This window comes from Ruficoccus amylovorans (genome assembly GCF_014230085.1).
GTDB classification, from domain to species: domain Bacteria; phylum Verrucomicrobiota; class Verrucomicrobiia; order Opitutales; family Cerasicoccaceae; genus Ruficoccus; species Ruficoccus amylovorans.
In genome coordinates this window covers 586943-613545 of sequence record NZ_JACHVB010000035.1, presented here as the reverse complement: position 1 = coordinate 613545, position 26603 = coordinate 586943, and the positions used below count along the sequence as shown (strand labels likewise).

Here is a 26603-nt window from a genome sequence, read left to right as displayed (position 1 = left end):
CTTTTCGCTCCCTTCTCCCCAACAAAAACGGCATGCCCCAAGCTGACGAAAGCCGCCATTAGCGTCAGCAGGAAGTGCCACTGCGGCTTCCCGCGATTTACTTATAACGGCAATAAGACCTGTTTATAAAACCCTTGACCGCCCCCCCGGAGTCGTGCATTCACTCGTAAACTTTCAAGCGATGAGCGATACCCCCGACCCCCTCTCGTCGCGCGGACGCCGTCAGGCGTTGCTGCGTGCTTACTGGCATAAAAACCTGCTGCTGATGGGCGGCTGCCTCACCCTGTGGGCACTGGCCGGACTCGGCTGCGGTGTCCTCTGGGCCAACTGGCTCAACCAGTGGAACCTGCCCGGCACCGGTTATCCGCTGGGGTTCTGGTTCGCCCACCAGGGGGCGATCATCGTCTTTGTGCTGACCATTCTCTTCTACGCACTGGTCATGAATCGCCTGGATAAAAAGCATGAGGTCGAACTGGCCCGGCTCCTGAGCGAAGGAGGCCCGCAGTGAGCGTGCAGGCTTGGACTTTCCTCTTCGTGGGGCTCACCTTTACGCTCTATCTGGGCATCGCCTGGTGGGCGCGAGTCGCCGACACCAAGGGCTTTTATGTGGCCGGGCGGGGCGTCCCCGCCGCCGCCAACGGCATGGCCACGGCGGCAGACTGGATGAGCGCCGCCTCCTACATCTCGATGGCGGGCCTCATCTCCACAATGGGCTACGCCGGAGGCGTTTACCTGATGGGGTGGACGGGCGGCTTTGTGCTGCTGGCACTCCTGCTCGCGCCCTACCTGCGTAAGTTCGGACACTTCACCGTGCCGGACTTCGTGGGCGACCGCTTCGCGACCCGGCGGCTCGACGGTGTGCCAAACCCCACGCTCGGCCAGCGCATCGCGGGCAACCCCGCCCGCCTGACCGCCGTGCTGTGCGCGCTCTTTGTCAGCTTCACCTACGTGGCCGGCCAAATGCGCGGCGTGGGCGTGGTCTTCAGCCGTTTCCTTGATGTGGACATTAACATCGGGGTCGTCATCGGCATGGTCATCGTTTTCATCTACGCCACCCTCGGTGGCATGAAGGGCATCACCTGGACCCAGGTCGCCCAATACTGGGTGCTGATCACGGCGTTCGTCGTGCCTGCCATCGCTATCTCGATCAAGCTGACGGGTGACTTTCTGCCCCAGGCCGGGCTCGGCGGCGAGCTGACCGGCACCGGACTGCACCTGCTCGAGAAGCTTAACCAGATCCAGACCGACCTCGGTTTTGGCAGCTACACCGAGCCGTTCATGGGCGGCTGGGACAAGGCCAATGTCTTTCTCGTCGCCCTCGCACTGATGGCCGGGACGGCGGGCCTGCCGCACGTCATCGTACGTTTCTACACGGTCAAAAGCCCCCGCGCCGCGCGCTGGAGCGGGTTCTGGGCGCTGCTGTTCATCTCCCTGCTCTACCTCACGGCCCCGTCTATCGCCGGATTTGCCCGCTACTATATGCTGGTCTCGCTCAACGGTATCCAATCCACCGAACTGCCGAGCTGGTTCCAGAGCTGGGAAAAAACCGGCCTCGTCATGTGGTTCGACAACGGCGACGACCACGTCGTTTACAGCGCCGGGACCGACAACGAAATATTCCGCCGGGGCAACCTGCCCGAATCCGAAGTTCTCACCCTCGTACGCGACCACCAGAAATGGATCGACACCGCCGGGGCCTCGGGGGCGGATGCACGCGTCTTCCTGCGCGAGAAGGGCCTGAGCGGCCCGGACCAGGACATCATCGTGCTGGCCACCCCCGAGATGGCTGAGCTCTCGGGCTGGATCATCGCATTCATGGCGGCGGGCGGACTGGCCGCCGCGCTCTCGACCGCCAGCGGCCTGTTGCTGGTCATCTCCTCCAGCGTGGCGCACGACCTGTACTACCGCGTGGTCAACCCGGAGGCAACGGAGAAAAAGCGCCTGCTGGTCGGGCGCGGCATCATCGGGCTGGCCGTGGTCGTCGCAGGCATCTGCGGGATTTATCCACCAGGCTTCGTCAGCCAAGTGGTGGCCTTCGCCTTCGGGCTGGCTGCGGCGAGCTTTTTCCCGGTCATCCTGCTGGGCATCTTCAGCAAGCGTGTCGGCACAGTCCCGGCCATCTGCGGCATGCTCGCCGGGCTTGTATTCACTCTGTACTACATCATTGGCACGGTCTTCTTCGGCATGGACAAGTGGACTCTCGGCCTGAGCGAACAAGGCATCAGCCCGCAGGGGATCGGCGCCATCGGCATGGTGGTCAACTTCGCCGTCACCCTCGTGCTGACGCCCCTGACCAAGCCGCCGACGCAAAAGGTTCAAGACATGGTCGACTCCGTGCGCGAGCCCGAAGGGCTCAGCCCCGCCGTGGCCGTGGAGGACGCTCCCGAGCATTAAGCCGGGCCCGTTGGGCTGACCGCTTCATAGCGAGTCCAGATATCTTTGAGGATTACGCGAGAGGGTGTTTTTTGAAAAAAACACCCTCTCGCGCTCTCCCTAAAAAACGTTAAAGGCGGAACTTCGTTCCTTCGCAAGAGCGGGAACCGTCGAATCCGGAGAGATATTGTATTGAGAAATAACTACGCATTCAGCCAACGCCAGACCCGTGCGGCCAGGGCCTTAATGTCCTCCAGCACGATATAAACGGCGGGCACCAGCAGCAGCGTGATGAATGTCGCGAAGACGATTCCGAAGCTGAGCGAAACCGCCATCGGGATCATGAACTGCGCCTGCAGGCTTTTCTCCAGAAGGATCGGTACGAGCCCGACGAAAGTCGTCAGCGAAGTCAGCATGATGGGGCGAAAACGGGCGGCTCCTGCCTCGCGCACCGCGTCCTTTAGCGGGACGCCGCGGGCGCGTTGCTGGTTGATGTAGTCCACCAGCACGAGGGAGTCATTCACGACCACGCCCGCCAGCGCGAGCATCCCGAAGAGTGAGAGGCGGCTGACCGGCATAACCCCGTCGCGAAACAGCCCCATGAATACGTGCCCGCCGACTGCCCCGCACAGACCGAAGGGGATCACGCTCATCACGATCAGCGGCTGGAGGTAGCTTTTAAAAGGAATGGCCAGCAGCGCGTAGATGGCAAAGAGCACCAGCAGGGCGCTGCTAAGCAGGACGACATTAGACTCTCGCACCTCCCGCGCCTCGCCCTCGTAGCTGACGCGCAGCGCCGGGTACTTGAGCAGCAGTTCGGGGATGACCTTTTCTCGCAGTTCGCGTCTGACCGCTTCGAGGTCGATGCGGTCCTTGTCGGCGTCGGCGTACACATTGACCACCCGCTCGCGGTTCACGCGGGTGATGGCTGCGTAGCCGCGTCCCAGTTCCGCCTCGGCCACTTCCGAGAAGGGCACCTCGCGCCCGTCGGGCGTGCGCACGCGCATGTTCTCCAGGTCGCCCAGCGACTGCCGGTCCTTCTCCGGATAGCGCACCATGACGCGCACATCGTCCCGCCCGCGCTGGATGCGCTGCGCCTCGGCCCCGAAAAACGCCTGCCGCACCTGGTTACCGAGCTCGCCGCGTGACAATCCGAGGACTTCAGCGCTCGGCTTGATGTCCAGTTTGATCTCCTTTTGCGAATCGGCCAGGTTGTCGCGAATGTCGTAAATGCCGTCGTAGCGGACGAGGGTCGCTTTGAGTTCGTTGGCAAAAGCGCGTAATTCGGCCAACGTGCCGCCCGAGACCTGCACGTCGATAGGCATGCCCTGCCCGCCCGCGGCCACGGCGTTGAAAGTCAGCTCCTTTACCCCCGGAATGACGCCGGTGGCGGCGCGCCAGCGATTGGCCAGTTCCAGCGCGGAGTCCTCGTCCGAACGGTCCTCGGACTTGCGCAGCTCGACCACGATTTCGCCGATGTTACTGGAGCGCCCGCTCGCCCCCGCTCCTCCCGGTCCACCGGAAAAAGTCATCTGCCCGATCGTGACCTTGGTGTTTTCCACCGGGTTCTCGCGGCCCGCGCTCAGGCTCTGGTCCACGGCTTCTTCCAAAGCCCGGCGCAACTGCTCAATAGCGGCTTCGGTGCGAACGGCTGATGTGCCGTCGGGCAGCACAAGCCTGGTTGAAATGTAGTCCGAGGGCACGTTCGGAAACTCCACCCGCTTGACCCATCCCCCCGCCAGCAACGCGATGGTCAGCACAAGCAGCCCGACGAAGCCGGAGATAGTCAGGTAACGATACTCCAGGCACACCCGCAGAACGGGCCGGTAGTGCTTGTCAATGTGCCGCTCCAACCCGTCCGAAACCGACCGCTGCATGCGCTGAAACCAGTTCAGCTTTTCGCGGTTGCGATCCCCCACCCGGCACAGCGACAGGTGGTAGGGCAAGATGAGCTTTGACTCGATCAGCGAAAAGAGCAGCGTCGGGATAATCACCAGCGGGATCGCACCGACAAATTTCCCCAGGAAGCCCGGCAGATTCAGCAACGGCGTAAAGGCGACCGCCGTGGTCAGCACGGCGAACGTCACCGGCACGCTCACCGCCTGGGTCCCGCGCACGGCGGACTCCACCCCCGGCCCCTCCCGCTGGAAAGTGGTGAAAACGCTCTCCCCGACAACGATGGCATCGTCCACCACGATCCCCAGCACCAGAATGAACCCGAAGAGCGAGATCAGGTTGAGCGAGACATCCATCCACGGCATGACCAGAAATGTGCCCAAAAAGGAAATCGGAATGCCCAGCGTGACCCAGACCGCGAGCGAGGGGCGCAGGAAAAGCGTCAGCACAGCGAAGACCAACAGGAGCCCAACCACGCCGTTTTCGATCAGCATGTTGAGCCGCCCCCAGAGGTAGAATGAGCTGTCGCGCCAGTAGTCGATGTGCATGCCCTCGGGCAGTTCGAACTGCTTGTCGGCGACGTATTTTTTCACCAGGTCGGAAATTTCCAGCGGGCTCTGCGTGCCCACCTCGAAAACCATCAGCATGACAGCCGGCATATCGTTATAAACCGTGAACAAGTCCACGTCCTCGAAGCCGTCCACCACCGTGGCCACATCGCCCAGACGTACCCGTGTGCCGTCAGGCGCACTGAGCAGCACGATGTTTTCAAACTCCTCCCCGACGTATGCCTGCCCCATCGTGCGCAGGAGAATCTCGCCGCCCTCGGTGCGGAGACGCCCGCCGGGCATGTCCAGCGAGGAACGGCGCACAGCCTGTACCACCTCGTCGAAAGTCAGCCCGTAGCGGCGCAGCGCCTCCTCGGAAACCTCGATGGATATCTCATAATCGCGGATGCCTGAAATCTCCACTTGCGTAACGCCGGGGAGCATGAGTAGTTCGTTCCGCACCTCTTCGCCCATGCGCTTGAGCACGCCTTCGCTGGTTTCGCCATAGACGGCCACCGCGATGACCTCGCGCTTGATCAGAATCTCCTCGACGATCGGCTTCTCCGTCTCCTCCGGGAAGGTATCGATGGCATCGACGCGGACCTTGATATCATCGAGCAGCTTGCGCGCATCGTAGTCGTTTTGCACCTCTACGGTAACGGTCCCCAGCCCTTCGGTGGCGACGGACGTCATTTTCTTAATCCCCTGAAGGTCTTGTATCCGCTCTTCGATACGTTTGATGACGTTGGCCTCGACCTCCTCAGGAGCCGCCCCCCGGAAGGGCACGCGCACCGTGATCGCGTCGAGCGAGAACTCGGGGAACAGCTCGACCTTGGTCGTAAAAAACATCGACACCAACCCGCCCACGCAGATGACGAGCATCAGCAGGTTCGCGGCGACTCCATTTCTGGCAAACCAGTTAATCATGCGCGGGCGAAAGAGGGAGGGGATTTATCATTGGTCAACGGTCATTTATCATTGGGAACTTGGGAGGGCTTCTTGTCTTCAGAGGAAACGACCCGCAAGGGCATTCCCTCTACGACATACTGGAGTGGCGTCAGCACGACGCGATCCCCGGGCTCCAGCCCCTCCTCGACGATGGCCTGCTCGCGGTCGCTCCAGACGGTTTTGACCGTACGGCGCTCAAGGCGGTTGTCAGCATTGGCCAGCAGCACAGTCCGGTTGTCAGCCAATGCAGTGCGCGGCAAGCGGTAAACCCCGCGCAGGGTCCGTCCCTCGATCCCGGCCTCGACAAACATCCCGACCTTGAGGGGCGGACGGGCCGGGTGAGCCGCATCGCGGCGGTAGGGCTCGGGCACTTCGGCCACAACATAGAGCAAGCGGCTGCGGGTGTCCGCCGTGCCTTCGGAGCGCACGAGACGCCCTTCCCAGGTGTAGCGGGAACCGCCGAAATCCGCCGTCAGCGTCACCGGCGGGCCGGGCGTTTCACCCTCTTCGCGGAAGAGAAAGGGCAGGTCCAGAAAAGCCATCTCATTATCACTGACCGGAAGGCGAATCTCGGCCGTGTCGGTCCCGTAAACGCTACCCACCGGAGTCCCCGGCGCGCCCGTCACGTACCCGCCCACGTCCACACGCTGCTCCAGCACACGGCCGTCGTAGGGGGCGCGAATTTTGGTGCGTTCGAGGTCGCGCCGGGCGCGTTCGAGCGCCGCCTGCGCGCTGAGGATGCTGGCCTTGGCCCGCTCGACTTGCGGGAGGTTCAACGCAAGGTCTGTCGGCTCGCCTCGCCCCAACTCATCCCAATCGAGCCTGGCCTGCTCGGCCAGCGCCTCTTCCTGCACGAGATTGACGCGGGCCTGCGCCAGGTTTGCCTCGGCCTGCGCGAGATTGGCCTCGTAGTCGGACGGGTCGATGGTGACGAGCACCTCGCCCTTTTCCACGAAACCGCCGGGGCGAAAATTCGGCGACAGGCTCAGGATGCGCCCGGAGACTTCGGCGGCGAGGGCGGTCTGGCGACTGGCCTGCACCGTGCCCTGCGTGCGGATGATCAGCGGCACATCCGACGAAGTTACTTCGATGACCTCAACCGAAGGAACGACCGGGTCGGGCACACTGACCGCCGGTTGGGGTCGGAAAAAAATCAGGAACTCGGCCGCCGCGAAGCTGGCCAGCAGCACCAGCACCGGCAGGGCGACAGCGATAAAGAGACGGCGTTTTTTCATGGGGCTTTGGAAAGAGTGGCTGTTTCGGAAAGCGGGAGTGAGCGCGGCCCCAGCGGTGTGATGACCTCGGCTTCGGGCACGGAACCGGTGCCGAAGTTCCCGCCCAGGGCGAGGTAGAGATTGATCCGGTTTTGCAGACGCTGGTTGCGGGTGGCCAGCAGGTCGCTCTTGGAGGTAAAGGCGCGGCGCTGGGACTCCAGCACGGTGATGATGTCCGTCAGGCCACGCTGGTAGCTGGCCCAGGCGGAGTTCTCGGCCCCCGTGTTCTCGTGCGCGGCGGCCTGAAACGCCTCCACCTGCCGCACGAGATAGGCCTCGGACTGGAGCGCGTTCTCGACCTCGGCAAAGGCGTCGAGCGCCGCCTGCCCGTACTCGGCCAGGCTCTGCACGGCGATGGCCTTGGTGCGCTCGATGTTGGCGGAGATTTTACGTCCCTGGAAGATCGGCTGCACGGCGTTACCCGCCAGCGACCAGACCGAGAAGCTACCCGAAAGCAATTCCCCCAGTTGGGCGGAGGAGTAACCGTAGCTGCCCGTCAGACTGATCGAGGGGAGCATGGCCTTGCGGGCCTCGCTCACCCGCTTGCCTGAGGCGGCCAGGTTGCGCTCGGCCACGATCAGGTCCGGGCGGCGCTCCAGCAGCTCGGATGGAAGCCCGGCGGGCACCGGCGTGTTGACCGTGGGAAGGTTTTGCGCCAGCTCAAGCTCGTTGGCCGGGTAGCGCCCGAGGAGGACTTCGAGGCTGCGCACCGCCACGTCGCGAGACTGGAGCCGCAGTTCGAGATTGGCCCCGGCCATCGCGGCCTGGGCGCGGGCCAGGCGCAGATCCAGCGCCGGGCTGACGCCGCGCTCGAAGCGCCGCTGGATCACCTCGGCCGTTTGCGAAAAGCTGTCAAAGGTCTCCTGCGCCAGTTCGACCTGGAGCTGCGCCTCCACGGCGTTGTACCACGCCTTGCCGGTTTGCGCGGCTAGCGACAGGCGCGCCCCTTGCAGGGTGGCGGCGGCGGCTTGCGCATCGGCCAGCGCGGCAGAGGCGCCATCGCGGACCTTCCCCCAGATGTCGAGCTCCCAGGACAGGTCGAAGGCGAGGTTGTAGTTGTCCGACTGATACGAAGTATTCCCCAGGCCGAGTCCACCCAGCCCGGTGCCGCTGAGGTTGTTCTTGCGGCGATTGCCCCCGAAACCGGCGTTGAGCTGGGGCCAGGCGTTGGCTCCGGCCATGGCGGCGTCGGCCTCGGCCCGCTGGAGCCGGGCGGCGGTGGCCTGGAGGTCAAAGTTGTTGGCCAAGGCCTCCTCGACGAGCGCACTCAGAGCCGGGTCATCCATGTCGGCCAGCCAACCCTCGGGAAAAATCCGCTCCCCGGCGGCCCCTTCAACGGCCTCGGGCGTGCCAAGCCCCTCGTGCTCGGCGGTCCAGGTGGCCGACATCGGCGCGGGCATCTGCTCCACCTCGCTCTCGGGAGGAGTCGCGCAGCCGCCAAGCACAAGCGCCACGGCAGCGGTTGAGCAAAAGCGTTTCACGCGCCACCCTCCCGGCTGCCCGGCAGCTTAGCGCGGAAGCCCCCACAGACAAAATCCCGCAGGCGGTCGGCGAAGGCGGAAACATCGACGGTATCGAAGCCTGTGCCCTGCCCCCGGTCCAGCCGGTGGTAGAGGAAGAGGCTTCCGAGAATGGAGGAAATGGCAAAGTGGTAACGCTGACGCAGTTCTTCGGGGGGAAGCTCAGGCACGCACCGGCCCAACGCGGCCAAAAAGGCCTCCGTCATTCCTTGAAAAAAGGTGCTCATCACCTCGTTGAAGACGCCTTCGGTCTCGTTCATCAGACGCCCAAGCAAGCGCAAGAAGACAAGATTGGGCTCCCCCTGATGGATCGCCTGCCGGGCGACCGGTCGCAGAAAGCCGCCGAAAATCGTCTCCAGCGACAAGGGCTCCTCCCCAGCGCTTTGGGCCAGAAACTCCATCCACTCCCGGCATATCGGCTCAATCCGCAGCCGGGCCATTTCCAGCAAAAGGGCTTCCTTCGAACCGAAGTGGTAATTGACTGCCGCCAGATTCACCCCGGCCAGTGTCGTCAGCTCCCGCAGCGAAGTACCCGCGTAGCCGTAGCGCACATAGCACTGCTCGGCGGCGGCGAGAAGACGTTCAGGTGTGGATTTACCGGACATAAACAATCGTATGAAACATACGTTTGATTCAAGCGGGGATGTCAAGTTTTTCCCACCGGGTACATCATGGCACACCGGCAACGAACCAACCCGCGCGCGGAGTGGCTTAAGCGCTCATGCCCGCATGCCGATAGGCGGGAAAAGCGATTTGATTTGAAGATTTCAGCCTCATCCACAATGTGTAACGCCATGACCACGCTTCGGAACCGCCTCCTCGCGCTCAGCCTTATCGTCGGCAGCCTTTTCCTGGCCGCTTGTCAACCGCCCCAGGTTCAGTACTATCCGCTGAACAACCCGGTCGGCACCGGCACGCCCACGGCGGCTCCGAGCGCCCCGATCGATCCGGCCGACGTGGTCATCTACGTGGCCAAACAGCCCGCCCAGCCCTACCATGAGCTTGGGATCATGACCTACACCAGCGCCTCCAGCCAGCCCAACGAGGGCAACATTTACCAGATGTTCCGAGTAAAGGCCGCCGAACTGGGAGCCGACGCCGTCATCGTTCTGCCCTCGCGTGAGCAGAACGAAAGCTTCTGGCAGACCACCGGCTATCCCTATGACTGGTATTATGGCTACGGATACGGCGGCGGCGTGGGCTACAGCTCCGGCTACTCGACGGACTACACGACCTTCCGCGCCCTCGCCATCCAGTACACCCACAACAAGTAAAACGCTTCCGCGTCAACAAGCGGATTCAGGCGCCGGACCTCCCTCCGCGCCCTGTAAAAAGGGAACTTTTGCAAGGCTTTGGCGTCTGAGCCGACACACTCAGCATGCGTAGCCCTGTCTTTATTCTGCTCTGCCTTCTTCTCGTCCCGGCGCTGACGGGCTTCAAACGCCCTGCCCTGTCCCAGCACACGCAGATCGAGCTGGTATCCGAGACGGACAGCCTCGCCCCCGGCTCCACCGCCTGGCTGGCCCTGCGGATGAAGATGGACCCCGGCTGGCACACCTACTGGATCAATCCCGGCGAATTCGGCGAGACCACCAAAGTCACCTGGGACCGTCTCCCGGCGGGTGTCGAGGCCGGCCCCTTCCGCTGGCCCGCGCCCCACATCTACGAACAGGCCGGGATCATCAACTACGTGTTCGAGAGCGAGGTGTTCCTGCTCTTCCCCGTCACGCTGGGCAAGGATTTCAAGGGCCAATCCCTTACCCTCAACGGTCACGTCACCTGGCTCGAATGCGACGAAAACGAATGCGTCCCCGGACGGGGCACGGTGACGCTGACCCTCCCCGTCAAGCCCGGCCAGCCCTCTCCCGGCAAGTGGGCCTCCGCCTTTGAAAAAACCCGGCAGACGTGGCCGCAGGACCTTTCCGCGCAGTGGAGCGTCAACGCCCACACGGCGGAAACAGGCTTCGTGCTCACCCTGACCCCGCACGGGGACGCCAATCCCACGCCGGAAGACGTGTACTTTTTCTCCCGCGAGCCGGTGACGGCTCCGGCCCAGCCGCAGGTTTTCCAACCCTCCGGTAACGGCACGTTCACCCTCGAAGTCGTCCGCAGCGAATACGCCCCGGACGACATCAAGACGCTCAGGGGCGTGCTTCATTCGCAAAACGGCTGGCTGGCCGAAGGTGGCCCGACCGCCATGCGCGTCGATGCCGAGCTTGGAACTGAGCCGCCCGCGGCGAGCAGCGGCACACAGACTCCGCTCGCGGTGCTGCTTGGCTTCGCCTTCACCGGCGGGCTGATCCTGAACCTCATGCCCTGCGTCTTCCCGGTGCTGGGCCTGAAGATCATGGGCTTCGTTAAACAGGGCGGCGAAAGCCAGGGGCGGATTTTCGCCCACGGGCTGGTTTACACACTCGGGGTACTGCTTAGCTTCTGGGCGTTGGCGGCAGTTCTGCTCGTGCTGCGGGCCGGAGGCGAACAGCTCGGCTGGGGCTTCCAGCTCCAGTCCACCGGCTTCGTCCTGGGGATGACGGTCGTCCTGCTCGCCTTTGCCCTGAACATGAGCGGTGTCTTCGAGGTGGGCATGTCGGCGGTCGGCGTAGGCAGTAACCTGACTGCCCGCAGCGGCCTGAGCGGGTCGTTTTTCTCCGGCGTGCTCGCCACGCTGGTGGCCACTCCCTGTGCGGCCCCTTTCCTCGCCCCCGCCCTCGGTGCCGCCCTCGCCCTGCCCCCGGTGCAGTCCGTGCTGCTCTTTACCGTCATCGGGCTGGGCCTGAGCTTCCCGTACCTGTTTTTCAGCATTGTCCCCAAGCTGGCCAAAATCCTCCCCCGCCCCGGCGCGTGGATGGACACGTTTAAAAAGTGGCTCGCGTTCCTGCTCTACGCCACCGTCGCCTACCTGGTTTGGATTCTGGCCGGGCTGGTCGAGGCCGAGCGCTTCCTCAACCTCCTGTTTGCCCTCGTCGGCGTGGCACTGGCCTGCTGGCTCTACGGCCACTACGGGGCCTTTGCCCGTAAGGGCCGCAGCCTCGGTATCGCCGGGGCGCTCATCGTGCTCGTCGCCTCCCTCGGGGTAGGCTTTTACAGCCCGCCAAAGGACCTCGTCTGGCAGACCTGGTCGCCCGAACTGGTGAAAAAACTCCGCACCGACAAGCGCATTATCTACGTCGATTTTACGGCCCGCTGGTGCGCCACCTGCCAGGTCAACAAGCGCGTCGTCTTCACCTCCGAGGAGGTGCTTGAGGCGATGAAGGAAGACAACGTCGCCCTGCTCAAGGCCGACTGGACCGCGCAAGACCCAGCCATCACCGCCGCCCTGGCCAGCTTCGGCAAGTCCGCCGTCCCCTTTAATATCATCTACTCACCCCACCTCGACAAGCCGCTCGAACTACCCTCGCTCCTTACCCCCGGCATCGTCCTCGACGCCCTCGACCGGGCCACCGGCCACGAGCAGGACGACGACTAGCAACGCCATTTGCTTCGATTTTTCTATCTATATTTGGGGGCAACTCAGTTTGGATGCTCCTCTGGGATTACGGCTTTCAGCGACGCTGAAAGCCGTAATCCCAGACGCGATGCGCAGCATCGAAAGTGCAGCCTTCGGCTGCTGCGGGGTTTGGGGGTGCACAGCCCCCAAATATAGATAGAAAAATCGAAACGGACGGCGCTTCAGCTCGGCAGGACTCGTAATCTTTTGCCGCCGAACGCATTTCGTGATGGCAACCCGGCCTGAAAACCTTTTAATGCTCCGGCGATGGCAATGGCGAACAACGCCGACCGCCCCGAGCAGGCGGCACAAACGGGTCTGCCCGCGCTGGCAGGCCACGCGCACGCCATTCCCGGGAATCTGAGCCTGGAGGGCGCGCAACAGGAATTCGCCCGGCACCGGTATAAGTTCATGGCCGTGACCGAGAACGGTCGCGCCATCGGCCTGTGCTCACGGGACCGGATAAACGAAAAACTCGGCTCGCGCTTCGGACACTCGATCTACGCCAAGCGCCCCGTGCGCGACCATTTGCTGGCCCATCCCGAGATCGTCCCGGTCAACGCCGATATCCCCGCCGTGCTCAAGCGCGTTTTCTCCCGCCCGAGCGAGCGTTTTTACGAGGATATCCTCGTGGTGGATGCCGCGCAGCAGCTCGTCGGGCTGATCGCCGTTGACACGCTGATCCATTTCCAGAACAGCCTGCTGGAGGAAAAAATCCGCCAGTTGGAGCAGAACCACTCCACCCTCGAAGAGCAGAAGGCCAAGCTCGAATCGCTCGCCGACCAGCTCGAAGCCGCCAACGCCGAGTTGTCGCTCGCCCGCGACGATGCCCTCGAAGGCACCCGGCTCAAGTCCGAATTTCTGGCCAACATGAGCCACGAGATCCGCACCCCCATGAACGGCATTGCGGGCATGGTCAGCCTGCTCATGGAGACGGAGCTGAGCGAGGAGCAGCGGCACTTCGCCACCACGGTGCATAAGAGCGCCGACTCCCTGCTCAACATCATCAACGACATCCTCGACTTCTCCAAGATCGAGGCGGGCAAGCTGGAGATCAACCCCGAGGAGACCCCTATCCGCGAACTGATCGAGGAAATCGTCCACACGCTGGCCGAAGCCGCCGCCAGCAAGCGGCTGGAGTTCATCCTCGACATCGACGCCGATGTCCCCGAGTGGCTCGTCACCGACCCGCTGCGCTACCGCCAGGTGCTGATTAACCTGCTCGGAAACGCCATCAAATTCACCGGTGCCGGCGAAGTCGTAGTCAAGATCCGGATCGAGCGCGACGCCTACCGGGGGCTTTTCCTGCGCACCGAGGTCCACGACTCGGGCATCGGCATCTCGCGCCCCGACCAGGAACGCCTTTTCCAGGCCTTCATCCAGGGCGACGGCTCCACCAACCGCAAGTACGGCGGCACCGGCCTCGGGCTGGCTATTTCCCGCAAACTCGTCACCCTGATGGAGGGCTTCATGGGCTGCGAAAGCTCCAAGGGCCAGGGAGCGACCTTCTGGTTCGACCTGCCGCTGGGCGGGGCCGGGCCCTCGGAACGCCGCCGTACCGCCCATCCCTTTCCCCCGCAGTTGCGGGCGCTCGTCATCGACGACCACGCCCTCACCCGCGACATCCTCTGCCGCCAGATCGCCCTGCTGGGCATTTCCTCCCAGAGCGCCGACTGTGCGGCTTCCGGCCTGCGCGCCGTCCGCGAGGCCTACGAGCGGGGTGAGTCTTTTGACTACGTGCTGGTCGATCTCGACATGCCCGAGACCGACGGGCTTGAGGTGTGCAGGCAGATTTCCCAAGACCCCGACCTGGACGAGTTGCGCGTCATCCTGCTGACCATCGTCGGACAAAGCTCAAACCGGAAAAAATTCAGCGAGTACGGCGTCAATAAAACCCTCTACAAACCCGTCTGCCCCTCCGATCTGGAGAGCGCCCTGCACAGCACGCGGCCCGAACTTCCCGCCTCGCGCCGCCAGAGCGCCCGCCCGGTCGAGAACGCCACCGCTCCACTCCCGCCGGTCGAGCCCATGCGCGTCCTTCTGGCCGAGGACAGCGAGGCCAATCAGGCCGTCGCCATCGGCATTCTGGAAAAACTCGGCTGCGAAGTTTACCTCGCGATGGACGGCCATGAAGCGCTCGATTTGTTGCGGGCCGGGGAGTTTGATTGCATCCTGATGGACTGCCAGATGCCCCGGCTCGACGGCTACGCGGCTACCCGCGCCATCCGCGAGGGCTACCACGGCATCCGCCAGCAGGACATTCACATCATCGCCATGACGGCCCACGCCATGCAGGGCGACCGCCAGAAATGCCTCCAGGCCGGGATGAACGACTACCTTAGCAAGCCCGTCACCCTGCACCGTATGGCTGAAGTGCTCAGCCACTACCAGCACACCCGCCGCGGCCGTAACAGCAACCCGGCCTGAGTACCCGTTGTCCCGGCGAGACAGCCTGAGCCACCAAGAGTGTATCGCGTTCTTGCGGAGATGCAGGCGCTTGTGTCTTGCACCCACGGCTCCGGTTACTCTTTAATAGGCCGCCTCACCCGTCCGAAGCGTTTTGAAAAATATGATAGCCACAATGATTGAATGGTTAAATGGCTAATTGTTAATTGTTGGATACTGAACGCGGAAAACAACGATTAGCCATTTTAACCATTTAGCCATTCTGCCTTTCTGTGACGGCTGTCACTTTACCGAAAACGCTTTAACAAACATTTTCTCTCATTCCGCGCACCTTTCGCGCCCCTCATGAGCCCACTTGCATGAGCAATAAACACCCCGAATCCGAAGAACTCGCCGGCGTGCTCGAAGCCTCACCGGCCGAACAGCACTACCGGGTACAAAAAGACTCCCGCCGCGACCCGGACGACCATTCGCGCGACTTTGGCATGCGCCAGCGGGTCGGGCTGATTTTCGGCCCGGCGGCGTTTTTGCTGATCCTGTTCATGCCCACGCCGGAAGGGATGTCGGTCGAGGCCCAGCGCGTGGCCGCCGTCACCTTTCTCATGGCGACCTGGTGGATCAGCGAGGCCATCCCGATCCCGGCCACCAGCCTGTTGCCCATCGTGCTCTTTCCCGCGCTCGGGGTCATGCCCACGGCGGAGGCGACCGAGCCCTACGCCAGCCACCTGATTTTTCTGTACATGGGCGGGTTCATCATCGCGCTGGCCATGCAGCGCTGGGACCTGCACCGGCGCATCGCCCTGCACGTAATCCGCACCGTCGGCTTTTCACCGGGGCGGCTGGTGCTGGGCTTCATGGTGGCGACGGCGCTGTTGTCAGCCTTTGTCTCGAACACCGCCACCACCGTCATGATGCTGCCCATCGGCATGGCCGTCATCACCCAGGTGACGGAGGAGCTTCTGCGTAACGGACGCGAGGACGCGCGCGCGGCCATGAGTCCGCTCGCCCTCAACCTCATGCTCGGCATCGCCTACGCCGCCTCCATCGGCGGCATCGCCACGCTTATCGGCACCCCGCCGAACACCGTGCTGGCCAGCTACCTGAGCAAGACCTACGGCTACGAAATCACCTTCACCCAATGGCTCAAGGTGGGCGTGCCGCTGACGGTGCTTTTCCTGCCGCTGGCCTGGCTGTGGCTGACCCGCGTCTCCAACCGCATGCCCCGGTTGGAGCTTCCCAATGCGGGCAACATCATCACCGAGGAACTGAAAAAAATGGGCGCGATGAGCAAGGCCGAGCGCTGGACCTCGGTCGTGTTCGTGTGCACGGCGCTGGGGTGGATTTTCCGCCCGCAACTGGCGCATCTGTTTCCCGATCCCGCCATGCTGACCGACGCCTCCGTGGCTATGGCCGGAGCGCTGCTGCTGTTTGTGCTGCCGGTCAACTACCGTAAGCGCCTCTTCGTCATGGACTGGGAATGGGCGGCCAAGCTGCCCTGGGGCGTGCTCATCCTTTTCGGCGGCGGCCTCTCCATGGCCAACGCCTTCGGCTCGTCCGGGCTGGCCGCGTGGATCGTCGGCCACGTCAACATGCTGGGAAACCTGCCCCTCTTCGCCATCGTGGTGGGCGTGACGGTGCTGGTGATTTTCCTGACCGAGTTCACCTCCAACACCGCCACCTCCACCATGCTCATGCCGCTGCTTGGCGGCATCGCGCTGGGCATCGGCGAAAACCCGCTCCTGCTGCTCGCTCCCGCCGCCATTGCCGCCTCGTGCGCGTTCATGCTGCCGGTGGCGACCCCTCCCAACGCCATCGTTTTCGGCTCAGGCTACGTCCGCATCCCGGACATGGTGCGCTGCGGCTTCGGGCTGAACCTGATCGCCATCGTGCTCATCCCCATTATCCTGTACTTCGTGCTCGTGCCGTTGTTCGGGATCGTCCTGGGCGAAGTCCCCGCCTGGGCGCAGTAGCGCCGACATGAGATAATTTTGATGACACGACCGGACCCCACCGAAGGCAAAGGACGGTTGGAGACTTGACCCGTGCGCGGATCGTGGCTCAATTAACCGTTTTCCATAAAACCATTTTATCCTCAACGGAGGTACAACCATGTCCACACAAGCACCCGAAACCCACGAATTCCAGGCCGAGGTCAAACAGGTCCTCGATATCGTCGTCCACTCGCTCTACACGGACAAGGACATCTTCGTCCGCGAGCTCGTCTCCAACGCCTCCGACGCGCTGGAGAAGCTGCGCCACACGCAGCTCACCGAGAAGGACATCTTCGATGACAACCTGCCGCTGGAAATCAACCTCACCACCGACGACAAGGCCGGGACGATCACGATCCAGGACTTCGGCATCGGCATGACCCGTGACGAACTGGTCGAGAACCTCGGCACCATCGCCCACTCCGGCTCGAAGGCGTTCCTCACCGCGATCAAGGAAAACGGCGGTCTGAACGAAAACCTCATCGGCCAGTTCGGGGTCGGTTTTTACAGCGTCTTCATGGTCGCCAAGGAAGTGAAGGTCTTCACCCGGACCTGGAAAAAGGACGGCGAAGGCTTCCTGTGGACCTCCGACGGCTCGGGCAAGTACACCATCGAGCCCTCCGAGGGCCAGCGCCGCGGGACCAAGATCGTCATCACCCTGCTCGACGAGTACAAAGACTTCGCGCAGGAGAGCCGCGTTAAGGACATCCTGGAGCGCTACTCCAGCTTTATCGAGTTCCCGGTCAACCTCAACGGCACCAAGGTCAACACCACCCAGGCCGTCTGGCTCAAGAACAAGAACGACGTATCCGAAGATGAATACAAGGAGTTCTACAAGTTCCAGGCCAAGGCCTTTGACGAGCCGATGGACTGGATGCACTTCTCGGCCGACGCGCCGCTGGCCGTCAACGCCCTCATTTACATCCCCGGCTCGAATCCCGAGCTGCTCGGCTTCGGGCGCACCGAGCCCGGCGTCGCCCTGCACTGCCGCAAGATCCTTATCGACCCCGAGCCGCCCGAACTCCTTCCCGACTGGCTGCGTTTCCTCAAGGGCGTGGTCGATTCCGCCGACCTGCCGCTGAACATTTCCCGCGAGTCCATGCAGGACAGCTCCCTGGTCAAGCGCCTGGGCGAGGTCATCAGCAAACGCTTCATCAAGCACCTGGCCGAAGTCTCCCGCAAGGACGCCGAGAAGTTTGAAAAGATCTGGCGCACCTTCGGCGTCTTCCTGAAGGAAGGCGTGGCCACGGACTTCACGCACCGCGAAAAGCTCTCCGAACTGCTGCGCTTCGAGTCCTCCGAGACCGAACCGGGCAAGCTGACCAGCCTGCAGGCCTACGTGGACCGCATGAAGCCCGAGCAAAAGGCGATCTATTTCCTCGCCGGTCCCAGCCGCAAGGCCATCGAGTCCGGCCCCTACCTGGAGGCGTTCAAGGCCCGCTCGCTGGAAGTCATTTACTGCCTGGAGCCGATCGACGACTTCGTCATGCAGCACCTGCGCCAGTTCAAGGAAAAGGACATTGTCAGCGCCGACCAGGACGAGCTCGACCTCGGCGACGCCACCAAGGAAGCCGAAGGAGAGGAACTGCCCAAGGAGCAACTCGACGCCCTCTGCGCCTGGCTGAAGGAAACTCTCGGCGAAAACCGGGTCAAGGAAGTCAGCGCGGGCAAGCGTCTGGTGGACAGCCCCGCGCTCGCCCTCAACGCCGACAAGATGATGACCTCACACATGCGCCGCATGATGAAGGCCATCGCCCAGAGTCGCGGCGAAGATGGCGAGAAGGATATGGCCACCCTCGTTAACCTTGAGATCAACCCGCGCCACGGCCTTATCAAGCACCTGGCCGAACTCAAGGACAAGGACGCCGACACCGCCAAGCTCGTCGCCGAGCAGGTCTATGACAACGCGCTCATCTCCGCCGGCATGCTGGAGGATCCCCGCGCCATGATTAACCGCCTCCACCAGTTGCTGGAGAAGGTCGGCCCACAGGCCTAAACGTCACCGCGACATTTTCCAACCAAGCCCGCGAAGGAGTCGTCTTTCGCGGGCTTTTTTGTGCCGTGTTGGCCGCCGGGCTGAGCATCGTTTCGGGCTTTCCCTGAGCAGAATATGCGTTAGTATGATTCCATGAGATACCTCGCTGCTGCCACCACCTTTGCCTTGTCCCTTCTCGCACCCCTGACTGGCTTTGCCGAAGTTATCGAGGTGCAGGACGTCACCCCTCCGGCCAACCGGGTGGGCTTCAATCAGCTCCCCGACGCCCTCGTCCAGAGCATCAACTCCTACACGCGCGGCGGAAGCGGCTCGGCTATCACCGCCCTGACCAACGCCACCCCGCTCGTGAGCAACCGCAACGCCTTCGCCAAGCTGATGAGCAAGGAATTCGGTCAGGCCGAAAGTCTTTTTGGCGTGCTGCTGAAGGCAGAGCCGATTTTCGTCCGCAAGATCACGGTCAGCTACCGGCAGTACTACGTCCTTTACGGCTATCGCGACGGGGTCTTGTTCGCCCGCTTCGACTTCTACCAGTCGGATAAAAACGACACTCTCGTCGATTGCGCCTTCTCCCGTGACGCGGACAAGATCCTGCCCCCGGCCACACAGAACATGGAGTTTTAGGCAGTTCCGGTCAGAAAAAAAAGGGCGTTTCTCATCGCCCCCTCATGTGTGCCGAACGCGAATAGGCATTGTCTTCTGTCGTGATTCCTTCAGGCTATCGGCATGTATTTTCGTCTGCTTCCCGCCACAGCCGCGTTGCTCGCGCTGATGTTTACTGCTGGGGCTGCTTTCGCTCAGAGTGCCACCCCCGGCCCCTACGCGAAGGTCGTCAAGGATGTCGCCTACAAGGCCACCAGCCCGGCCAACGTGCTCGACCTTTACTACCCGCAGAGCGGCGAGGCCCCCTACCCGACCCACATTTACCTGCACGGCGGCGGCTGGACGGGCGGTGGGAAAAACCTCGGCCCCAATCAGAAGCTGGTTTTCGAACAATTGGCCCAACAAGGCTTTCTCGGTATCGCGGTCGAGTACCAACTCGTAGATGCCGCGAAGGACCGCTACATGCGCACCTGCGCGGTGGACTGCATGGACGCGCTTCGCTACATCTTCGCCCACGCAGATGAGCTGGGAGTAGACCCGGAAAACGTTTTCGTCTGGGGCGGCTCGGCTGGCGGGCAATTGGCCCTGCTGTGCGCCACCGCGCCGATAAGCGCCCTCCAGGGCGACAACCCGAACCCCGAGGGCGGCGCTCCCATCCGAGCCGTTGTCGCCTGGTACCCGCCCACTGACATGCTCGAATACGAGCCCATTTCCGTCGAATTTAATAAAAACCTGCGCGACCTGAGCAAGCGCATCGGACGCACGGTCGAGGACGACCCGGTCGCTTTCATCGAGATCAGCCCGCTCGCCCACCTCACCCGCAAGGACCCGCCCGCGCTCCTCATCCACGGGGACGCGGACTCCGTCGTTCACCTTGAGCATTCACGCCGCTTCAAGGACAAGGCCGACACCCTTGGCGTGCCCTGCGAGCTGGTCGTGGTGGAAAACGCAAACCACGTCTTCCGCCCCGTCGGCGGCAAGCAGATTAGCCCCGACCTCAACACCATCAGCGAGTTGACAGCGGACTTTTTCGTCGATCACGTCGCCTCACCCGCCGCCGAAAAACCCCTCGACGCGGTCGCCCATTAAACGGGGCGCTTCCCTAAAGCAATTCCGTCTGCTCCGCGCCGCCGGGTAAAAATTCCTCGTAGCGTTTTTCCCAGTCGTCAAGTTTCTTGAGGTAGGCGTCGGCGTTGTAGGGACAGGTTTCAGGGTCGTAGTCCGCCAGCGGGCGGGCGATCTGCCAGTCAGGAGCGCGCTTTTTGTCCCCGTAGGTGAGGAAGTACGCCACCTGCTCGCCCATGCGCGGCTGCGGCTCCATTTTCAAGGCGACTTCCAGCGAGGCGCGGCGCGGCTTCTTCGAAGTTTCGACACTCTTGCTGTACGCTTCCGGATTCATCGACAGGTATTCGCGGCGGGCCAGTTCGGCAACCGGCATCTCACCGCTCGTAATTGTTTTTCGATACGCTGCGATCAGTTCGCCCGGAGGCGTGGCATCCATCCCCAGGAGGTAGCGGATGAGTTGGTCGGTCAACGCCTTGAGATAGGGCTCGATCCCGCGCGAGCGCAGGGCGGAGCCGCGGATGCGCAGTTGCTCGCCATCATAGAGGGCGTAGTTCTTCGCCTTGTAGCAGAGCATCGCCGGGTAGCTGCCGTCGAACTCCAGGTCGATCCCCAGTGGCAAGTCGCCCGCCACACGAGCCAGCAGCCCCTCCGGATTGTCGAAGTCCTTTTCCGAGCTGACGTAGATCCCGTCCGTATCGGCCTCCAGCACGGTACACCCCTCCAACTCGAAGGCTTCGATCAGCTTGACCAGCAGTTCGCGTCCGCGCCGGGTGACTTCGGCCGCCAGTTCGCTGTCCGCAAAGCGCGCCCCGCCAAATCCGAGGTAGCCGTAAAAAGAATTGATCAAAATCTTGAAGCTCGCCTGTCGCGCCTGATACTCGCGGCGCAGTTCCTCGCTGGCGGCCTCGCGGGCGAGCGCCTTGTAGCGCAGGCGCTCGGTGCGCAGCTCTTGCAGCATGGGAATAAAAATCCCGAGCGTGTCGCCCGCCGGGTTGCGCCCGATGTGCAGGAGCAGGCTCGGGTAAAGCGAGGCCACGTCGTAGTGGAGCACATGCCGGTGTACCCCGGAGACAAAGCTGCGCGAGTACGCCCCCTCGAACGCGCTCACCGACGGCGGCTCCGGCAGGGCCTGCCCGGCGTGATAATACTTTTCCAGAAAAAGCAAGTCCACCTTTCCTCCTGTGCCGCGCAGGCAGGCTTCCTGTAAGGTCATGGGAAAGCTCTTGATCTGCGCCACATAGGTGGGCAGCAGCAGGTCGGCGATCCCGGCGGTCTCGCGCAGGTCGTCGCCGAGGTAGCCGAGGAAGGTTTCCCGGTCCGCGGTAAAGGCCTTCTGAATCGCCTCGGCCTTGAGGTACGTCCGTGTCGCACGGTCGGAGATGCCGAGGTGGACGGCCACTTCCTTCAGAGAGTACGAGGCCAGGTCGCGTGTGGTCACGTCGTACACCTGGATCATCAGGTAGGTATCGAAAACCGTGCGCCCCGGCAGATCGCAGCGCGGGAAGTCCACCCAGCGCTCGGCGATGCGGATGCGGCTGTTGCGCCACGACGCCTCCTGCCCGAAGCGCCCCCAGCGGCAGGGCACCTTGAAACGGCGAAAGCGCTGCCGCAGGTAGTCCAGGTCGAACTTGAAAATGTTGTGCCCCTCGATCACATCCGGGTCCATCTGCTCCAGCGCCTCGTTGAGCGACTTGAGCAACACGCGCTCGGCGGCGTCGGTCATCTCCTCCAGCAGCAGGAAGCGGTTCTCGCCGTCCATGCGCAGGCCGATGGCCAGCACGCGATCCTCCTTGCGACGAGGGCTGGGGAAGCCGTCGGGCACCGAGCAGGCCGTCTCGATGTCGAGCTGGCAGCGACGCAGTTGCCCAAAGTGGAGCCCGCCGAAAATCCGCTCCCGCGTCTCCAGCAGGTATTGATGCTCCAGCGGCTTAACCGTCACACAGTCCGCGCCCGACAGTTCCTTGACCGCCTCCTGATAAGTCTCCAGCGAATCAAAACGCTGTAGCCGGTCGAACGCGCCCGCGCCCGCCAACTCATCCCCCGCCCCGCCGCGGCTCCACAGAAAGGGCCGAAAATCCGCCTGCCGGGTACGCCGGGGCTCATGGGCGGCGGCTTCGGCCAGGTGGACAACGCCTTCGGGATCGACCCACAGGCCGCAGAGGGAGAGTTTATCAGGGGAGTCTGCCATGCTCGCGATAGGCTGACCGCCCCGGCCCGCGAATTCAACCCGGAAGCAAGCGCCCGCCGAGATTAACGCCAGGTGATACGGCATACAGGTTTGCACCGCCCGAACGCACTCCGAGTGCCGCCCGCTTGTCCGCCCCGCCGTTCCACGCTGGCGCACGTGAATTGGGCTTGATGTCCCCACCGGGCGGCGACTTAAATTCCCGGATGATTTTCTCCAAATACCACGCCCTTGGCAATGACTACCTCGTGCTCGACCCGGAGGACTGCCCGCAGTGCCCCTCTCCCGAGGACACGGTCAAAATTTGCCACCGCAACTTCGGCCTCGGCTCGGATGGCATCCTCTACGGCCCGGAAAAGACGGACGAAGCCGACTTCGCGCTGCGCATCCTCAACCCGGACGGCAGCGAAGCCGAAAAAAGCGGCAACGGCCTGCGCATCTTTTCCCGTTACCTGTTCGACACCGGGCGGGTCACGGACAAGCCCTTTACCGTAAAAACCCTCGGCGGGATCGTCACCTGCGAGGTACGCGACGGTGGCGACACCATCGAAGTCGAAATGGGCAGGGTCAGCTTTCACAGCGAGAAAATCCCCGTCACCGGCGAGCCCCGCGAAGTGCTCGACGAACCGGTCGAAATCAAGGGCAAGACCTGGCGCTCTTACGCCGCCACCATTGGCAATCCGCATGTCGTCCTCCCAATGGACAAAGTGAGCAAGGAACTCGCCTGCGAACTGGGGCCGATCCTCGAAACCATGATCGGACGCTTCCCCAACCGCACCAACGTCCAGCTCCTCCAGATCCTAGACCGCAACAACATCAAGATCGAGATATGGGAGCGCGGCGCGGGCTACACCCTGGCCTCCGGCTCCAGCAGCAGCGCCGCCGCCGCTGTCGCCCACAAGATGGGAGCCTGCGACCGCGACATCACGGTCCATTGTCCCGGTGGCGACATCGGCATCCGCATCGGCGAGGACTTCTCCATCAACATGGTCGGCCCCGCCACCCGCGTCGGCCGCTACGAGATGGATGAGGCTGTGCTCAAACAAACGCTCCCGCCTGCCTGACCATCAGGCTTCGGTAGTGTGCCGTGAGCTAAATTCTTGATATAATTTTGGGGGCTGTGCGCCCCCAAGCCCCACAGCAGGCATAGCCTGCACTTTCGATGCTGCCGCATCGCGTCAGGGATTGTTGCTTTTAGCTTTGCTAAAAGCAACAATCCCTGAGGAGCATCCAAACTGGGTTGCACCCCAAAAACTTATGCGAGTAACTTAGCTCACGGGACACTAGCTCCACTGGCCAAAGACGACTCTGCGCCCCGCCCGGCCATCCCGGCATTCTCGCCTCCTGGCATTTCTTCAGGAAATGCCATCCAAATGCGCCGCAGCGCATCTAGGGGCCCGGGGCATGCCCCGGTTTTTGGGCGACCCAGAACCGGCACTCGTCGGCGAAGTCGCGGACCACGGGCGGCTCGTTGGCAATCTGGTGGCGCAGGGTATCGGCCTCGACACGGAAGCCCGCGGCCTTGAGATCCTCGCGAATCTCCTCGCAGGTCGGCGTGTGGATGAACATCATGCCGCCCTCGGGAGCCTCGTAGTAGAGGTCGCCGAACATCTCCAGATCGGGATGCTGGCGGCCCTCGTTCCAGAGCTGTTTCTGCTCTCTCCAGAAGGACTTGCGCCAGTGGGAGTCGCGGTCGTGCGTGGTAAAGACAAACCACGAGCCGGGCACCAGCACGCGGTGAATCTCCCGCATGGCTCGCCGGCGGTTTTCCCGTCCGGGGATCTGCATCAGCCCGTTGAAACCGAAAATGGCCCCCTCGTAAGTCTCGTCCTCGTACTTGAGCCGGGTGGCATCGCCGTGGTGGAAGAAAACCCCGTACTCGAAGCCCTCATTGATCCGACGCGCCTCGGCCACCATCTCGCGGGAGTAATCGACGGCGGTGATGCGGCGATAGCCGATCTCCCACAGCCCGATGGCGATACGACCCGCGCCGCAGCCCAGCTCCAGCAGCGAGTCGTCCCAGTTGAACAGACGGGTAAAAATCTTCTCCTCCGAGACCCAGAGTCCGACCCGGTTGGCCGCCTGCGCGTAGTGATCCACCACCTGGGACTGACAAAAATACTTCCTGGCCGTTTCGACTTCCATCGAACAAAGCTCTCCACCGAAACCCGAACGGGTCAAGCCCCTTCCTTCGGCTTTTCCCCTTCCTGACTGCCCTCGGCTTTAGCTGCGGCCTTCCCAGCCGGAGCGGGCTTCGTTTTTTCCGCCGCCGGAGTCGCGTCTGGGGTCGCGGTGGAGGCCGGAGTCGGGGCGCTTGTCCCGCTTGCCGGGGTGGCAGCCTGATCCTTGCCGGTCGCTTCCGTGGGGGCGGCGGGTTTGGCCGATTCGGCAGGCTTACCGGGCTTGGTCTCCGCGGCCTTCGGTTCGGCGGGTTTAGGCTTTTCCGGCAGGGCGGTTTCCTTCTGGAGCTTGCGCCATTCCTCGTAGTAGGGCTTGAGACTTTTTTCCAGCCACTCTGCGTTGAGCTGCGACTGGAGCGCCATCAGGGTCGTGCCCCCGGCCTTGTCATTCTCGCGCTTGAGCTCTTTGGCGATGGCATTCTTGATGTTGTCGAGCTGGCTGTCGAAGGCCTCCCCCGTGACGAAGCGGAAATTCCGCTCGAAACGGGCATAAAAGCCGTCGCCGGTGACTTCGAGCGTTTTGTAGGGCGTTTCGCCCTTTTTCGGGGCATTGAAGCTGAAAGTGTTCGACTCCAGCCGGTAAATGTCGCGCCGCAGCGGCGCCGGGAACTTTTCCCGCAGGGCCTCGGCCCCCTTGGCCCGTTTTTCCAGGGCGTCCCAGCGCTTTTCCAAGTACTCCTGGTCCTGCTTGTCCAGTTCGTCGAGCTTGAGCCTGAAACGCACCCCATCGGCCTCACGGATCAACTCGACGCCGTCTTTCTCCTGCTGGACGAGTTCGGCGCTGATGCGCTGGCCCTCCTTGTTCGTCCAGACCTCCCAGACGTGCTCATTGGCCCCGTCCGCCCACAGCGGAAGGAAAAAAGACATACACAGGCTCTTGACCAGCAAGGCCCGCTTACGGCATAGTGACCGATCCATAATATTAAGCGGGGGAGCTTAGGAAAAAGACTCCGTGCAGGCAAGCCTGATACACTTTTTCAAAAAAGGGCTTGAGTTTAACACAAAACACGCTTTGCTCCTCCCTTTTCCCATGAAAGCGATTATCAAAACCCAGGGGCGTCAGTTTACCGTATCCGAAGGAGACATCCTCATCGTAAACCGCTATCCTGACACCAATTCCGGCGACACCGTAACGATCGACAGCGTTCTGGCTCTGGGCGAAGGCAAAGACGCCAGCATTGGCACGCCGACCGTCGAGGGTGCCAGCGTCACCGCCAAGGTGCTGGAAAACAAGCGCGGCGAAAAAGTCCGCATCTTTAAGAAAAAGCGCCGCCACGGCTACGAACGTCGCCGGGGTCACCGTCAGGAGCTTTCCGTCATCAAAATTGAATCCATAAAGGGATAAAGGAGATTATTTGTCATGGCACATAAGAAAGGCCAGGGAACTTCCAAAAACGGACGCGACAGCAAGCCCAAGATGCTGGGCGTCAAGAAGTACAGCGGCGAGCGTGTGATCGCCGGTAACATCCTCATGCGTCAGCGCGGGACGAAGATGCACCCCGGCGCCAATGTCGGCCTGGGTCGTGACTTCACGCTGTTTGCGCTCAAGGACGGCATCGTCGAATGGGACCGCGCCCACCGCAAGGTCTCCATCGTCGAGCAAGCCGCTGCCGCCGCCAACTAAGTTCCCTTTTTCATAAAGGATTTGTCAAAGCCCGGGTCTCCCGGGCTTTTTTATTTTACCGGGACGCAAATCCGTCGCATGCTGGGGCTCACAGAGGCATGGAAATCTCACGCGAAGACCTGCTCAAGCAAAAGGCCGCACTGGAACAGCAACTCCAGTTGGTCAATCATCTGCTCGCTCAGTCTGGCGCAGACGAAGCCGACGCTCCGCCCGCGTCCCCTCTCCGCACCACGACCAGCCAGCAACCTGTTTCCGGTCCGCCGGGAATCCTCCCCGCCCCGGCTGCCCCCCACACGCCATCAGCAAGCGGCGATGGACCTTCCCCCCTCTACGCCCCAGAGACGCCACCGAAAGATCTCGGCACCTTCAGCACGGGCCAAAAAATCGGCTGCCTCGCGATCGGCATCGGGATCTGCATCGGCATTCTGTTCGCCTTCTTCGTCCTGCCCTACCTGATCTACTGACCGACCGGGAGTTCTGTGCCTCCTCTGTGTGCTCTGTGGCCAGAAA

Annotated in this window: 20 protein-coding genes; 13 read left to right on the top strand and 7 right to left on the bottom strand. The window is 62.7% G+C overall.

The features are described from left to right. Positions 1 to 181 precede the first annotated feature (181 nt). Positions 182 to 508 carry a DUF4212 domain-containing protein gene (locus H5P28_RS14100; protein ID WP_185676347.1) on the top strand — a complete coding sequence of 109 codons (327 nt, stop codon included), beginning with the start codon at positions 182 to 184 and terminating at the stop codon, positions 506 to 508. Then, positions 505 to 2394, top strand: coding sequence for a VC_2705 family sodium/solute symporter (locus tag H5P28_RS14095; protein ID WP_185676346.1), 1890 nt, complete (start codon positions 505 to 507; stop codon positions 2392 to 2394). Before H5P28_RS14100 ends, H5P28_RS14095 begins: the two co-directional genes overlap by 4 nt. 182 nt (positions 2395 to 2576) lie before the next feature. On the opposite strand, the gene H5P28_RS14090 is transcribed toward H5P28_RS14095, so the two are convergent. Genes H5P28_RS14090 through H5P28_RS14075 form a run of 4 tightly spaced genes read right to left on the bottom strand, consistent with a single transcriptional unit; the run spans position 2577 to position 9164 of the window. Then, positions 2577 to 5744 (bottom strand): efflux RND transporter permease subunit, encoded by a 3168-nt coding sequence (locus H5P28_RS14090; RefSeq protein ID WP_185676345.1) that lies wholly within the window; start codon positions 5742 to 5744, stop codon positions 2577 to 2579. Positions 5745 to 5785: 41 nt separating this feature from the next. Beyond that, the gene (locus H5P28_RS14085; protein ID WP_185676344.1) at positions 5786 to 7000 is read right to left on the bottom strand and encodes an efflux RND transporter periplasmic adaptor subunit; all 1215 of its coding nucleotides are present in this window, start codon (positions 6998 to 7000) and stop codon (positions 5786 to 5788) included. Further along, positions 6997 to 8520, bottom strand: a complete 1524-nt coding sequence (locus H5P28_RS14080; RefSeq protein ID WP_185676343.1) for an efflux transporter outer membrane subunit — start codon at positions 8518 to 8520, stop codon at positions 6997 to 6999. The genes H5P28_RS14085 and H5P28_RS14080 overlap by 4 nt, the downstream gene beginning before the upstream one ends. Next, a complete protein-coding gene (locus H5P28_RS14075) occupies positions 8517 to 9164 on the bottom strand; it encodes a TetR/AcrR family transcriptional regulator (protein ID WP_185676342.1) in 648 nt (215 codons plus the stop codon). The genes H5P28_RS14080 and H5P28_RS14075 overlap by 4 nt, the downstream gene beginning before the upstream one ends. Positions 9165 to 9353: 189 nt before the next feature. Here H5P28_RS14075 and H5P28_RS14070 point away from each other — a divergent pair, with 189 nt between their 5' ends. From H5P28_RS14070 to H5P28_RS14040, 7 genes are all read left to right on the top strand, one after another. Continuing rightward, positions 9354 to 9833 carry a hypothetical protein gene (locus H5P28_RS14070; RefSeq protein ID WP_185676341.1) on the top strand — a complete coding sequence of 160 codons (480 nt, stop codon included), beginning with the start codon at positions 9354 to 9356 and terminating at the stop codon, positions 9831 to 9833. Positions 9834 to 9937: 104 nt separating this feature from the next. Beyond that, complete coding sequence (locus H5P28_RS14065) at positions 9938 to 12025, top strand: protein-disulfide reductase DsbD family protein (RefSeq protein ID WP_185676340.1); 2088 nt, start codon at positions 9938 to 9940, stop codon at positions 12023 to 12025. 288 nt (positions 12026 to 12313) lie between these two features. Then, positions 12314 to 14473 carry a response regulator gene (locus tag H5P28_RS14060; protein WP_185676339.1) on the top strand — a complete coding sequence of 720 codons (2160 nt, stop codon included), beginning with the start codon at positions 12314 to 12316 and terminating at the stop codon, positions 14471 to 14473. 338 nt (positions 14474 to 14811) lie between these two features. After that, positions 14812 to 16422 (top strand): SLC13 family permease, encoded by a 1611-nt coding sequence (locus H5P28_RS14055; RefSeq protein WP_185676338.1) that lies wholly within the window; start codon positions 14812 to 14814, stop codon positions 16420 to 16422. A gap of 139 nt (positions 16423 to 16561) precedes the next feature. After that, on the top strand, positions 16562 to 18439 hold the full coding sequence (gene htpG, locus H5P28_RS14050; RefSeq protein WP_185676337.1) for a molecular chaperone HtpG: 1878 nt from the start codon (positions 16562 to 16564) through the stop codon (positions 18437 to 18439). A 132-nt stretch (positions 18440 to 18571) separates the two neighbouring features. Beyond that, positions 18572 to 19060 (top strand): hypothetical protein, encoded by a 489-nt coding sequence (locus H5P28_RS14045; protein WP_185676336.1) that lies wholly within the window; start codon positions 18572 to 18574, stop codon positions 19058 to 19060. A 102-nt stretch (positions 19061 to 19162) separates the two neighbouring features. Beyond that, on the top strand, positions 19163 to 20128 hold the full coding sequence (locus H5P28_RS14040) for an alpha/beta hydrolase (protein ID WP_185676335.1): 966 nt from the start codon (positions 19163 to 19165) through the stop codon (positions 20126 to 20128). Positions 20129 to 20141: 13 nt separating this feature from the next. Here the strand turns inward: H5P28_RS14040 and H5P28_RS14035 are convergent, their stop codons facing one another. Beyond that, positions 20142 to 22292, bottom strand: coding sequence for a DNA polymerase domain-containing protein (locus H5P28_RS14035; RefSeq protein WP_185676334.1), 2151 nt, complete (start codon positions 22290 to 22292; stop codon positions 20142 to 20144). Between the two features lie 203 nt (positions 22293 to 22495). On the opposite strand from H5P28_RS14035, the gene dapF reads away from it, so the two are divergent. Then, positions 22496 to 23353, top strand: a complete 858-nt coding sequence (gene dapF / locus H5P28_RS14030) for a diaminopimelate epimerase (protein ID WP_185676333.1) — start codon at positions 22496 to 22498, stop codon at positions 23351 to 23353. A 325-nt stretch (positions 23354 to 23678) separates the two neighbouring features. Here dapF and H5P28_RS14025 read toward each other — a convergent pair whose 3' ends face one another. After that, entirely contained in the window at positions 23679 to 24434 is a 756-nt protein-coding gene (locus H5P28_RS14025) for a class I SAM-dependent methyltransferase (protein ID WP_185676332.1), read from the bottom strand. Positions 24435 to 24466: 32 nt separating this feature from the next. Beyond that, positions 24467 to 25387, bottom strand: a complete 921-nt coding sequence (locus H5P28_RS14020) for a hypothetical protein (protein WP_185676331.1) — start codon at positions 25385 to 25387, stop codon at positions 24467 to 24469. Positions 25388 to 25499: 112 nt separating this feature from the next. Between H5P28_RS14020 and rplU the strand changes: the two genes are divergently transcribed. From rplU to H5P28_RS14005, 3 genes are all read left to right on the top strand, one after another. After that, entirely contained in the window at positions 25500 to 25814 is a 315-nt protein-coding gene (gene rplU, locus H5P28_RS14015) for a 50S ribosomal protein L21 (protein ID WP_185676330.1), read from the top strand. A gap of 15 nt (positions 25815 to 25829) precedes the next feature. Next, on the top strand, positions 25830 to 26093 hold the full coding sequence (gene rpmA, locus H5P28_RS14010; RefSeq protein WP_185676329.1) for a 50S ribosomal protein L27: 264 nt from the start codon (positions 25830 to 25832) through the stop codon (positions 26091 to 26093). Between the two features lie 98 nt (positions 26094 to 26191). Beyond that, positions 26192 to 26557: a hypothetical protein gene (locus H5P28_RS14005; RefSeq protein WP_185676328.1), complete on the top strand. Its 366-nt coding sequence runs from the start codon at positions 26192 to 26194 to the stop codon at positions 26555 to 26557. Positions 26558 to 26603: the final 46 nt, after the last annotated feature.